Annotated in this window: 11 protein-coding genes and 7 tRNA genes; 6 read left to right on the top strand and 12 right to left on the bottom strand. The window is 67.0% G+C overall.

Annotated elements, in window-relative coordinates:
* Nucleotides 1–225: 225 nt before the first annotated feature.
* The 4 genes from EV138_RS34560 to EV138_RS34545 all read right to left on the bottom strand — a co-directional run bounded on the left by EV138_RS34560 (nt 226) and on the right by EV138_RS34545 (nt 1,524).
* A tRNA-Val gene (locus EV138_RS34560) sits at nt 226–297 on the bottom strand.
* A 28-nt stretch (nt 298–325) separates the two neighbouring features.
* A tRNA-Cys gene (locus tag EV138_RS34555) sits at nt 326–396 on the bottom strand.
* A 42-nt stretch (nt 397–438) separates the two neighbouring features.
* Nucleotides 439–511: transfer RNA gene (locus tag EV138_RS34550), tRNA-Gly, on the bottom strand.
* A 143-nt stretch (nt 512–654) separates the two neighbouring features.
* Entirely contained in the window at nt 655–1,524 is an 870-nt protein-coding gene (locus tag EV138_RS34545) for a sigma-70 family RNA polymerase sigma factor (RefSeq protein WP_133984371.1), read from the bottom strand.
* Between the two features lie 97 nt (nt 1,525–1,621).
* Here EV138_RS34545 and EV138_RS34540 point away from each other — a divergent pair, with 97 nt between their 5' ends.
* Together EV138_RS34540 and EV138_RS34535 are read left to right on the top strand one after the other, a co-directional pair.
* Nucleotides 1,622–2,074: a pyridoxamine 5'-phosphate oxidase family protein gene (locus tag EV138_RS34540; protein ID WP_133984369.1), complete on the top strand. Its 453-nt coding sequence runs from the start codon at nt 1,622–1,624 to the stop codon at nt 2,072–2,074.
* Nucleotides 2,075–2,134: 60 nt separating this feature from the next.
* Complete coding sequence (locus tag EV138_RS34535; protein ID WP_238158559.1) at nt 2,135–2,767, top strand: DUF2461 family protein; 633 nt, start codon at nt 2,135–2,137, stop codon at nt 2,765–2,767.
* Nucleotides 2,768–2,775: 8 nt separating this feature from the next.
* Here the strand turns inward: EV138_RS34535 and EV138_RS34530 are convergent, their stop codons facing one another.
* Nucleotides 2,776–3,174 (bottom strand): MerR family transcriptional regulator, encoded by a 399-nt coding sequence (locus tag EV138_RS34530; RefSeq protein ID WP_133984367.1) that lies wholly within the window; start codon nt 3,172–3,174, stop codon nt 2,776–2,778.
* Nucleotides 3,175–3,232: 58 nt separating this feature from the next.
* Between EV138_RS34530 and EV138_RS34525 the strand changes: the two genes are divergently transcribed.
* Nucleotides 3,233–4,081: a polysaccharide deacetylase family protein gene (locus EV138_RS34525; RefSeq protein WP_133984365.1), complete on the top strand. Its 849-nt coding sequence runs from the start codon at nt 3,233–3,235 to the stop codon at nt 4,079–4,081.
* A 577-nt stretch (nt 4,082–4,658) separates the two neighbouring features.
* On the opposite strand, the gene EV138_RS34520 is transcribed toward EV138_RS34525, so the two are convergent.
* From EV138_RS34520 to EV138_RS34510, 3 genes are all read right to left on the bottom strand, one after another.
* Nucleotides 4,659–4,730 (bottom strand) — tRNA-Val (locus EV138_RS34520).
* An 18-nt stretch (nt 4,731–4,748) separates the two neighbouring features.
* Nucleotides 4,749–4,819: transfer RNA gene (locus EV138_RS34515), tRNA-Cys, on the bottom strand.
* Between the two features lie 33 nt (nt 4,820–4,852).
* Nucleotides 4,853–4,925, bottom strand: a tRNA-Gly gene (locus EV138_RS34510).
* A 157-nt stretch (nt 4,926–5,082) separates the two neighbouring features.
* Between EV138_RS34510 and EV138_RS34505 the strand changes: the two genes are divergently transcribed.
* Entirely contained in the window at nt 5,083–5,904 is an 822-nt protein-coding gene (locus tag EV138_RS34505) for an aminotransferase class IV (RefSeq protein WP_133984364.1), read from the top strand.
* A gap of 174 nt (nt 5,905–6,078) precedes the next feature.
* Here the strand turns inward: EV138_RS34505 and EV138_RS34500 are convergent, their stop codons facing one another.
* On the bottom strand, nt 6,079–6,645 hold the full coding sequence (locus tag EV138_RS34500; protein ID WP_133984362.1) for a CGNR zinc finger domain-containing protein: 567 nt from the start codon (nt 6,643–6,645) through the stop codon (nt 6,079–6,081).
* A 125-nt stretch (nt 6,646–6,770) separates the two neighbouring features.
* Here EV138_RS34500 and EV138_RS34495 point away from each other — a divergent pair.
* Nucleotides 6,771–6,842: transfer RNA gene (locus EV138_RS34495), tRNA-Val, on the top strand.
* Between the two features lie 52 nt (nt 6,843–6,894).
* Here EV138_RS34495 and EV138_RS34490 read toward each other — a convergent pair.
* The 3 genes from EV138_RS34490 to EV138_RS34480 form a co-directional block, all read right to left on the bottom strand.
* On the bottom strand, nt 6,895–7,767 hold the full coding sequence (locus EV138_RS34490) for a DUF3626 domain-containing protein (protein ID WP_133984360.1): 873 nt from the start codon (nt 7,765–7,767) through the stop codon (nt 6,895–6,897).
* A gap of 278 nt (nt 7,768–8,045) precedes the next feature.
* Complete coding sequence (locus EV138_RS34485) at nt 8,046–9,554, bottom strand: ArnT family glycosyltransferase (protein WP_133984358.1); 1,509 nt, start codon at nt 9,552–9,554, stop codon at nt 8,046–8,048.
* Nucleotides 9,555–9,603: 49 nt separating this feature from the next.
* Nucleotides 9,604–10,314: an SDR family NAD(P)-dependent oxidoreductase gene (locus EV138_RS34480; RefSeq protein WP_133984356.1), complete on the bottom strand. Its 711-nt coding sequence runs from the start codon at nt 10,312–10,314 to the stop codon at nt 9,604–9,606.
* A gap of 200 nt (nt 10,315–10,514) precedes the next feature.
* On the opposite strand from EV138_RS34480, the gene EV138_RS34475 reads away from it, so the two are divergent.
* Entirely contained in the window at nt 10,515–11,636 is a 1,122-nt protein-coding gene (locus EV138_RS34475) for a GntR family transcriptional regulator (RefSeq protein ID WP_133984354.1), read from the top strand.
* Nucleotides 11,637–11,701 lie beyond the last annotated feature (65 nt).

Below are 11,701 nucleotides of genomic sequence, written 5' to 3'. Positions count from 1 at the left end.
GGACGTATCGCAGCGTCGCTGGGGTTACGGGGATCTAGTTGCGGAGACCAAGACGCCGACAAAATACGCCCGCCGAGACGGTCAGCCGAACGGCGACCTCGGCCCCGCGCCGGAGGGGGGTGCGGGTGGCGAAGCCCCCGCTCGCGCCAAGCGAAGCGCAGGCGCACAAACAACGAAAGCGACCCGGTCCGCGCTTTCCGCGGACACGAGTCGCCATCGCTTTCGTGGACGATACTGGGATCGAACCAGTGACCTCTTCCGTGTCAGGGAAGCGCGCTACCGCTGCGCCAATCGTCCAGGATTCTGTTGTGTAGAAGGTCTTTCGAGGTGGAGACGGGATTCGAACCCGTGTACACGGCTTTGCAGGCCGTTGCCTCGCCTCTCGGCCACTCCACCATAGAGTCTGAGCCTGCGGTGTCGGCCTGCCGGCCAGTTCCGAGCGAACGACCGGGTTCGAACCGGCGACCTCAACCTTGGCAAGGTTGCGCTCTACCAACTGAGCTACGTTCGCATCTCGCGGAGCCGGACGCTGTCCTGCTCGGTGCGAGAGCAGAACAGTAGCGCACTTTTCGCGGAGTTCGAAACTGGGTATCCGGGGTGTCGCGCGAGACGCCGTCCAGGCGGCGAAATGCCACTCAGGTCACACCAGTCCCACTAGCCGTCGAACCGCGCGAGTTCGACCTCGCGCAGGTAGTCGGCGTCGCCGAGCAGTTCGATCTCGGTGATCCGATCGGCGTCGAAGCTGAACCTGAAGACCACCTGCGGTTCGCCGCGGTAGGTCCAGACCGCGCCTGCGATCCCGTCGACCAGAGCCACTCTCGCCGCGGCCGCGCGCCCGGAGAAGTTCGCGGCGACGGCGGCCGCGCCGCGCACCAGGCGTGCCGCACCTCTATCGGCAGCAGCACCATCGGCACGCAGTACGACACCTGGGTCGAGCATCTCCAGCAATGCCTGGAAGTCGCCGTTGCGGGATGCGGCGAGGAAGGCGGTGACGAGTTCGCGCTGACGGTGCGCGTCCGTGTCGAGCAGTTCGGGTCGGCCTTGGACCCGCCGCCGCCCGCGACTTGCGAGCTGCCGGGCGGCGCCGGGAGAGCGGCCGACGATCGGCGCGATGTCCTCGTACGGCACCGCGAACATGTCGTGCAGCACGAAGGCCAGCCGCTCGGCCGGCGTGAGGGTCTCCAGTACTACGAGCAGCGCGAACCCGACTGACTCGGCTTGGACCGCCTCGAGTTCGGGATCCGGTACTTCGGGGTCGACGAGCACGGGGGAGTGCTCGTCGACGGGCTGCTCGGGCCGGCCCCGGCGAAGACGCAGTACGTCGAGGCAGATCCGCCCGACGACCGTGGTCAGCCAGCCACCCAGGTTGTCGATCTCCCCGGTGTCGCAGCGGCTGAGCCGGATCCAGGCTTCCTGTACGGCGTCCTCGGCTTCCTGCGGCGATCCCAGGATCCGCACCGCGACGGTCCGGAGGTGATCGCGCTTCTCCTCAAACCGTGCCGCGAGCCAGTCGTCCTCAGTCATGGAACCACTCCATCTGTCACACTTTTCTGCCGAGCTCCGTCGTCGGGTTGACGTAGCGAGCCGCTGCGATGTGACAACTGGCTGAGGAGAACACGAAGTGACCGAGCCGGCCCGAAGCCCCGAAGTACGCAAACAGCACGTGCTCAAGCGGCTGCGCGAGGATGTCGATGCCTGGGTGTCGACCAGCTCAGCCGACGGTACGCCGTACTTGATGCCGCTCTCGTTTCTCTGGGACGGCGAGACTCTTCTCTTCTCGACGGCCGCGTCGAACCCGACCAGCCTCAACCTCCAGGCGACCGGACGCGCTCACGTCGCGCTTGATCACACCCGCGACGTCGTCCTCTTCACGGCCACCGTCGAGACCCTCCGCGCAGAGGACCTGGCTCCCGGAGTCGCGGACGCCTTCGCCACCAAGACCGGCTTCGATCCGCGCGAGGCCGCGGCCCTCTACCTCTACTTCCGCTTCACCCCGGACACCCTCCAATCCTGGCGAGAGGCCAACGAACTCCCCGGCCGAACCCTGATGCAGAACAACACCTGGCTCGTCTAGCCGCTCGCCGGCAAGCAGTTTCGGTCATCGCCGCGGCGGCGGCTGGCTAGGCTGCCGGTTGTGATCGGGAAGTTCGAGGGATGGCCGCGCGGGGCCATCGATGTGCTGCTCCAGTTGGAGGGCGAGCCTTCCGTCGAGGTCAGGCGGCGATGGCGGCGAGATCGGGAAGAGCTGGTACGCCGTCCGATGCTCGAGCTGCTCGACGCGCTGGCGGAAGCGGATCCGGCGTACGAGGACTTCGCTGTTTGGCGCTACGGCGAGGTTCTGCTGGAGGCGTGGCAGCGGCAGAGCGCGATCGTCCGGCTGGCACCGAATGTCGAGCTGAGTGTCCGGTTCGATCTCGACGGTCTGGAGGTCGGCCTTGCGTGGTGGTACGCGCCTGCAGAACAGATCGAGCGGTACCGGACAGCGGTGGGGGATCCCGGCTCTGGGCGGCGGCTGACGGCGATCATCCGCAAGCTCGAGCGGGAGGGCTTCGTGATCTCGGGCGACCAGCTGAAGCGGCCGCTGCGAGGCTATCCGGCAGATCATCCGCGGGCGGAGTTGCTGAGACACCGCACTCTCATTGCCTCCCGGCCGCTCGGTTGCGACGACTGGATCCACACGCCGGCCGCGGCAGACCGCGTGCTCGCCGCTGTCACCCAACTGCGCCCGCTGAGCCGTTGGCTGGTCGAGAACGTCGCCCGGCCCTGAGGTCGCTCCTATCCCGCCGAGAGCTCGATTCGCTCGTCCAGTGGTGACAATTCCTGGGCGGCGGTCGAGATCACTTCGTCGAGTACGGCGCGGGAGGTGGCCAGATCTGCCATCAGTCGGTCGATGCGGTCTCGTTCGGCACTCAGCTCGCGGAGCAACGCGGGGGTGGCGCGCTCGTTGGGAGCGCCGTCCGGGTCGCGCATGCAGGGGAGGAGCTGGGCGATCTTCTTGCTGTGCAGGCCGGCCGCGAGGAGTTCCTGGATCAGGATCACCCGGTCGACGGCGCGCTCGGGGTAATCGCGATGGCCGCCGGGGGTCCGTTCCGAGACGAGCAGGCCTTGCTGCTCGTAGTACCGCAGAGAGCGCTCGCTGACGCCGGTGTGGCGGGCCAGTTCGCCGATTCGCACCGCTGGTCCTCCTCGAAGGCTTGAACCTGACACTGATGTCAGATTTTACCGTGGTCGCATGACAGCTGAACTCTTCGATTACAGCCCGATCGTCGATCGTCCGCGGTTGACCTGGCCGGGAGGCAAGCGGGTGGCCTTCTACGTCGGCCTGAACGTCGAGACCTTCCTGCCGGACCGGCCGTCGACCAGCATCTGGCCGCTCGAGCTGTCGCCCGATCCGCTGAACGCCGGCTGGCGTGACTACGGGGCGCGGGTCGGGATCTGGCGGACGATCGACATCCTGGACAAATACGGCGTGCGCGCGAGCACCCTGCTCAACTCGCTGGTGACCGAGAAGAACCCGCAGATCATCAAGGCCGGCGTGGAACGCGACTGGTCCTGGCTCGCCCACGGCAGGACGAACTCTGTCCTGCACACCGGCCTGGAGCCTGCCCAGGAGCGCGAGGTCCTGGCCGAGATCGTCGACACGATCGAATCCGCCACCGGGCGACGTCCGAAGGGGTGGATGGGCCCGGCGCTGACCGAGACGCCGAACACGCCCGCGTTGCTGGCGGAGCTCGGGCTCGAGTACGTGCTCGACTGGACGAACGACGACCAGCCGTACGAGCTCAACGTCCCCGGCATGCTCAGCGTGCCGTACACCGTCGAGCTCAACGACCTCGGCTTGTTCCTCCGCGGCCTCACCGGCCCGGACTTCCTGCAGATGGTGAAGGACCAGTACGACGTACTGCGCGCCGACGCCGAGCACACCGGCCGGGTGATGGCGCTGGCGCTGCACCCGTTCGTCATCGGACAGCCGTTCCGCGCGAAGTACCTGGACCTGGCCTTGGAATACGTCACCTCACAATCAGACGTCTGGCTCACAACCAGCGACAAGATCGCAGCCCACTACCGCTCAACGATCTAACAGCCAACACCCACCCGAAACCCCTCCACCACCTCAGGTGGGCCGCGATCAATGGCACCCCCAAGACGACCTCAGCCCGTGGGTGAAGCCGAGCGACGACCTCACCCGGCGGGCGCAGTCGAAGGACAACCTCGGCCGGGGGTGAGGGGGAGTGACGACCTCAGCCCGCGGGTGCAGTCGAACGACGACCTCGGCCGGGAGGTGAGGGAGCGAGGACCTCACCCGGCGGGTGCAGTCGAATGACGACGCCGGCCGGGCAGTCAAGGCGAGCGACGACCTCAGCCCGCGGGTGTAGTCGAACGACGACCTCGGCCGGGAGGTGAGGGAGCGACGATGTCGGCCGGGCGCTGAAGGCGAACGGCAACCTCAGCCGGCGCGGACAGGCGACCTCAGCCAGAGCGAGACACCGACCAAGAACGCCCGCTGAGATGGTTGGCCGAACGGCGACCTCGGCCCCGCGCCGGAGGGGGTGCGGGTGGCGAAGCCCCTGCAACGCGCCAGGCGAAGCGCAGGCGCACAAATAACGAAAGCGACCCGGTCCGCGCTCTCCGCAGACACAAGCCGCCTATCGCTTTCGTGGACGATACTGGGATCGAACCAGTGACCTCTTCCGTGTCAGGGAAGCGCGCTACCGCTGCGCCAATCGTCCAAGCTTTGCAGGGTGTTGAGGTGGAGACGGGATTCGAACCCGTGTACACGGCTTTGCAGGCCGTTGCCTCGCCTCTCGGCCACTCCACCAGTGAGAAAGCCTGGCCTGCCGAACCCTCTCCGAGCGGACGACCGGGTTCGAACCGGCGACCTCAACCTTGGCAAGGTTGCGCTCTACCAACTGAGCTACGTCCGCGTTGCGACCGGGTTTCCTGCCCCTCGGCGCGAGAAGAACATTAGCCCATCTGTCCCGGAGTTCAAAAACGGGGGTACCCCTTCCGGACCGCCCGCCAGTCATGACCTGGTGGTAGTCGGGCCGCGGCTTAAGGTGTCCGCAGTTGGAAGGAGCAGGAATGAAGATCTGGCTGAACGGCGTACTGCAGGATCCGGCGGCTGCCGGCCTGTCGCCGTTGGACCACGGGCTGACCACCGGCGACGGCGTTTTCGAGACGGTGAAGATCGTCGACGGGCAGCCGTTCGCGGTGTCGAAGCATCTCGACCGGCTGGTGCGGTCGGCGACGGGCCTCGGCCTGCCGGCGCCGGATCGCGACCAGGTCGAGCGCGCGATCGCGGAGGTCGTGAAGGCGGATCCGGACATCGCGTTCGGCCGGCTGCGGATCACCTACACCGGTGGCGTCTCGCCGTTGTCGTCCGATCGCGGTAGCAACGGCCCGACGCTGGTCGTCGCGACACAGCCGATCGAGCGCCCGGCACCTTCGACGGCGATCGTCACCGTGCCGTGGGTACGCAACGAACGCAGCGCTGTCGCAGGTCTGAAGACGACGTCGTACGCCGAGAACGTTCGCGCGCTCGCCTACGCCAAGGAGCGCGGCGGCAGCGAAGCGATCTTCGCGAACACCGTGGGCGATTTGTGTGAGGGAACCGGGTCGAACATCTTCTGCGTGTACGGCGGCGAGCTGGTCACGCCGACGCTCGAATCGGGCGCGCTGGCCGGGGTCACTCGTGCTCTGGTGATCGCCTGGTTCGGCGCGGTGGAGCGAGACGTGCCGCTGGCGCGGCTGGCAGAGGCGGACGAGATCTTCCTCACGTCGACCACCCGCGACGTCCAGGCCGTCCACCGCTGCGACGCCCGCGACCTGTCGACCCCGGGCGAGGTCACGGCCGCGGTAGCCAAGGTCTTCGCAGAACGATCCGCCGAGGACGTCGACCCCTAGAACCACCGACTGCCACACGCCGACGCCGGGGCGACTCGGAGTATGAGTGCGTGCGCACTATGGGCGTCCGGAGTACGAGAGGTGTGGGCGCGACGGCGTCCGGAGTGCCAGGGTGTGGGCGCGAACGACAGCGTCCGAAGTACTGGGTGTACTTCGGACGCTTGGGGGTTCGAGCTATTCGCCGGCGGACTTGCGACGTTCTCGGTAGGCCGCCACGTGCAAACGGTTTCCGCAAGTGCGGGCGTCGCAGTAGCGCTTGGAGCGGTTGCGGGACAGGTCGATGAGCGCATCGTCGCAGTCCGGCGCCTCGCAGCGGCGCAACCGCTCGCGTTCGCCGGCCGAGATCACCTGCGCGAGCGCGATCCCGCACTCCACGGTGATCCGGCACGTCAATGACGAACCGTCCCGCGAGTAGTGGATGTGCCACGGATGACCGTCGTGGTTCGTCAGCCTGGGCGTCGTCGTACCCCGCGCGACGATCGCGTTGATCATCGCGGCCGCCTCCGCATCCGAACCTGTCGTGAAGACCGGCGCGAACAACGGACGGAGTTCGCGGACCTCTTGCAGATCCGTCTCGGTCAAGGTTCCGACCGCGCTGAACTCCCGCTCGTGGACGAACTTCTCCAGGTCCTCGACGGTCTCCATCGTGTCGACCTGGCTGCTCGGCCCGGGCAGCGTATTGACCAGCCGGACCAGGGTGCCGAGCGCGTGCTCGGTGTCGTGCGAGAAAGTCACAGTCATATCTCCAACGCGACGGGGTCTCCGTCTTGGAGCAAGAGTAGCCCGGCCGGTTTCGTACGTCGCGGACCAATGCGCTATGGTTTCACCCGCACCACCACAACAGGAACACCAGCACCACCCAGAACGGGCGATTGGCGCAGTGGTAGCGCGCTTCGTTCACACCGAAGAGGTCACTGGTTCGAACCCAGTATCGCCCACGTCACTGACAGCGACTCGAGTCCGCGCAAAGCGCAGGCCGGGTCGCTTTTGTCATGTGGTCCGGCTGCGAGTCGCTCGGGTTTTGGTTGGGGGCGTGCCGAAGCGGGCCAGGTAGTGCCAGATCTTCTTGAGGGATTGCTGGTCGTAGCGGTTGGTGCGGGCGGCATCGCCGATGATTCGGGGAGTGAGGCGGCCGTCGACAGCCAGTTCGGCGGCTAGGGCGACGTACTCGGGGCCGCGGTACTGCGGATGTCGTCGCAGTTCGTCGATGGTGATTTCGAGACCCGCGTGCCACTCGAGTGGGCAGGGCAGATGGCGGGCTTGGTCCTCGATGGTGGTTCCTTGGTACGAGGGATCGAGGATCAGCGCCTCGACGTGTTGGTCGAGCAGGACCGGTCCGTGGATCTGGGCCTCGATGTAGTCGTCGAGGAGATCGCGGTCGTCCTTGTCTGCAAGGTCGATGAGGGACATGCGGGTGACGACGCCGAAGTCGGACGGCTCGAAGACGCTGTCCGGGTAACAGAAGGTGGCTCGGGAGACTGCGTCGGCGGTCAGTCGAAGGTGGGCGGAACCGAAGCGTGGCGCGGCACCGAGAGGCTTCTGGTGGAAGTTCAGGGCGCCGTACACGGGTCGCTCCGTCGCCAATGCCGTGTCGTAGGCGCCTCCGAAGATTCGGCTCTCCCAGTTCCAGCGGTCGCCGCCGGCGTACGCCGTCAGCCCGCCGTTGCTGGTGCCGGTGACGAATTGCGAGTGGTACGAGCCGTCCTCGGCGAGCGCGACGAGGATCGGCCGGTCGTCTGTCACGCGGTCGGGGTGAAAGTTGAGAGTCACCCGCAGCGCAGGATCCAGAGGAGGCCCGGAGGACAGCGACGCGACGTACCGCACAGCCCCCTCCTGCGGCGAACCGGCGGCCTCTAACTCCATCAACGCAGTCTGCCCGAGCCCGATCAGTTGGCGCACGAGGATTCGCCGTCCTGTACTGCGCGGGTTCGTGGCCGCCTGTTGCTTGCAGTCGTGAACGGGAGCGTCAGTTGAATCTGTCCAGGCTTCGTGGCGAAGCTTGCGATGGGTGGAGATCGGGCGGCGGACGGTGCATGCCGATCGGAGGCCAGCGGCACCAGGATGCCTTGTGGAGCAGGCGACGGAGGAGCCCGCGGGCTGGGTGGGTGGGAGGAGTGGCGAGCGTTGGTGCGACGTGGGCTTCAGTAGTAGCGGCGGAGGGAGGGCCAGAGGGTGGACCAGGGTTGGGTGGGGCCGGTGCAGAGGGTTAGGTGGGTGCCTTGTTCTTCGTTGTCTACTGAGTGGCCGGTGTTGACGGTGCCTACTTGGTGGCAGGTGCCGAAGCGGGATTCGTAGTACTGGGTGGGTTCTTGTTCGATCAGCAGGACGGGGCCGGTTTGGGTGTTGGGGGGTGGGCCCCAGTCGATGAAGGACATGTGGCCCGAGTAGGGGGTCGGGAGGTGGTGGGCGGGGCCGTAGTGGTCGATGGCGCCGGCTTCGCCGTAGTTGAGGGCGAAGATGGTGGCGCGGGAGCGGTCCGGCTCGGGGATCTGTTGCCAGGCCTCGGCGACTGCGGCGGTGAGGGCCGGCCAGCCGATCTGTTCGCCTTGTTCGGGGTTGATGGGGAGGACGGCGTTGACGGCCGAGGGCGGCAGGATGGGGAGGGCGATGATGGCTGAGGTGATCGCCGTCAGGACAACGCCGGCCGCGACGAGGCTGCGTCGTACGGCGGTGCGCCCGCGTGCGAGCCACGCGAGAGTCGGAGTGGCGCCGGCTGCGACGAGGATCAATAGGAGCGGGAGCGCGTAGTACGACTTGCCGCCTACTGCTAGGACGATGACGCAGAGGATCGGGTAGGCAAGAGCGATCGCCCGCGACCAGCGGAGGGTGGGGGAGCGCCACATCCGGACGAAGCCGGCCACCCACACCGGCACCAGGAACGGCGACAGTTGCAGGATCTGCAGTGGGATGAACATGATCCGGTTCTCGGTGCCGTCGTCTTCGCTGATGCCGCCGGCGACCGTCAGTTGCGGCCAGCCGTGCGTTGCCTGCCACCAGAGATTCGGGACGGCGATCAAAGCGGCCGTGACGACACCGGCGGCGAGCCACCAACTTCGCAGTACGGGACGCGGGCCGACGATCAGTACGGCGATCAGGAGCGCGGCGAGCGGGAGGACCACCAGGTACTTGTTCTCCAACGCGATTCCCGTCGACAGACCGATCGCCACCCACCAACGGCCGTCGCCGGTCCGAAGGAGTTTGACGGCGAAGAGGCCGATCACCATCCACGCCAGCAGGTCGTACGTCGCGGTCGACGCGAGATGCCCGATGCCGAGCGGGAATCCTGCGATCGCCGCACAGACGGCCGCGAAGGTCTGGGCGCGCCGATCGCTGCCGAGCTCTCTCGCGATCAGCGCGACCACGAAGATCGTCGCGGCGGCTGTGAGCGTGGAAAGGACTCGCAGGCCCATCGGGGTGTTGCCGAAGATCGTCGTCGAGATGTGCGCCAGCAACGGGGTGAGCGGCGGCTGGTCAGTGAATCCCCAGGCCAGGTGCTTGCCCGCGACAAGGAAGTAGAGCTCGTCGCGGTGGAACCCGTACCGACCGGACAGAGCGGTCAGTACTACGGCGAGCGTGCCCGCGATCGCGGCCACGGGAACGAGAGCGAACGGCTGCACCTCGGCGGCGTCCGGCGTACGACTGGCGGTCATGCCGGAATGCTGTCAGTCGTCGAGGTCCATCCGGCTGACTTGGCCATGGTCATCCCAACAGCTGAGGCGGTTGGCCACGGTCGAGCAGAATCACCCGGCCGGCGAGGTCGTCGTCCTCGATGAAGTCCACGACCGCGTCGGTGAGTGTTTCGAGAGGGACCAGCGGCGGACCGGGCTCGGGTAGCTCGGCCTGCTCGGCAAGACCGCGTTCCGTGGCGACCCAGTCCGGGACCAAGCAATTCACCCGCACCTGATGGCTTTCCTGCAGTACGCCGAGTGTCGCGGTGAGGCGGATGAGTGCAGCCTTGGCGGCGCTGTACTCCGGTGAGACGTGCGGCCCGAATCCCAACCCTGCGGTGGATCCGAGGTTGACGACCGCTCCACCGCCGGCACGGCGCATCGGCTCGAGCGCCAGTTGGGTGGCGAGCATCGGCGCGCGCAGATTCAGATCGAGCGACGCGGTCCAGCGGCCGACGTCGGCCTCGGGGAAGCACGGCCTCAGCTGCGGACCGCCGCCCGCGTTGTTGATCAGGATCTGTGGTTCGCATGCCATCAGCTCGGCGACGGCTTCGTCGTCCCGCATGTCGGTCGGAACGAAGCGTGCCGAATCGCCGATCAGCTCAAGCGTCTCCCGCCCGCCGGCCTCGTCGATATCCGCCAGCACCACCGAGGCTCCTTCGGCCGCCAGGCGCTGCGCGATCGCACGCCCGATGCCGACAGCGGCGCCCGTCACCACTGCCACCTTGCCTTCGATCTTCATGCTCGATCACCTCGGGCCTCACCCTGCCGGAGGGCTCCGACAATTTCCGTCGACGGGCGAAACCCATCGTTCGTACGGCGGTGGCGCACTGCCGGCCCAAGCGACGGCAGTTGGCATAGGTCGATATGCCGGAGCGGCCCTCTTGTGCCTGGTCAGGGCGGCTGGGATGGTATATCAACCCGTCCCACGGAAGGTGATCGATGGCCCTGCTGTACGAGCAGATCAGCTCGCATGTTCTCGACGAGATCCGGCGCGGTGTGCTCGGTCCCGGCGACCGGGTGGCGTCGGAGATGGAACTCGCCGCCCAGTTCGAGGTCAGCCGGATCACGTCGAAGCGCGCTCTGGAGGTACTCCGGGAGGCCGGCCTGATCGAGCGCATCCGCGGCAAGGGCTCGTTCGTGGTCAAGCGGCTGCCCGAGCTGGACCGGATCTCACTGCCGCTCAAGGGCCGGTTGCCGCTGCGAGCCGCTCGCGCGGACGGCGTACCGGGTGCCATCGCGCTCGTCGTACCGGATGTGTCGGAGGCGTACGGGCTGGAGCTGCTTCAAGCGATCGAGGAGCGATGTGCCGAGCACGGGGCGAACTTGATCATCCGGCGGACTCGCGGCAGGCAGTCCGATGAGGAACAGGCTGTCGAATCTCTGGTCGCCATGGACGGTGTCGACGGGCTGATCGTCTTCCCGGTCCACGGCGACTTCTACAATGCGAGTCTGCTCCGGCAGGTTCTCGACGGGTATCCGGTGGTCCTGGTCGATCGGCATCTGTCCGGCATTCCGGTGTCGGCAGTGCACACGGACAACGTGGCGGCATCGCGCGCGCTCACCGAGCGGCTGTTCGAGCTCGGTCACCGGCAGATCGCGTTCGTCTCGCCGCCGCCGCTGAACACATCCAGCATCGAGGACCGGCTGGAGGGATTCCGGTCCGCCTTCGCCGATCGGGACCCGGGCAGTTATCAAGCACACCGGTTGACGGAACTCCGCAGTACTTTGCCCGGGTCGTTCACGCCAGAGAGCGTTCTCTCCGATCTCGAACTGATCCGGGCATTCCGGGAGAGGGTGCCGGCGGTGACCGCGTTCGTTGCGTGCGAGTACAACCTGGCCCGGATGCTGGATCGCGCTCTCGGGCAGCCACGCGAGCTGGTGATCAGCTGCTTCGATTCGCCGGGCGATCCGATCGCGGGACCGCCGTACCTGCACGTCCGGCAGAACCAGACCGAGATGGGCCGGCAGGCGGTCGATCTGCTGTTCGCACAACTCCGCGGCGAGTCGGTACCCAAGCTGTCGATCGTCCCGTTCGAACTGATCGATGCCCAGCGCAACTGATTGCCGGTCCGACAGTCGGAGCACGGCCCCTGACTTTCGGCAGTACTGCGGGCTGTGGCGGGCTG

Source organism: Kribbella voronezhensis (genome assembly GCF_004365175.1).
Classification (GTDB): domain Bacteria; phylum Actinomycetota; class Actinomycetes; order Propionibacteriales; family Kribbellaceae; genus Kribbella; species Kribbella voronezhensis.
Note: the sequence above shows the minus strand (reverse complement) of the source record. Positions and strands in the feature narration are given on the sequence as shown.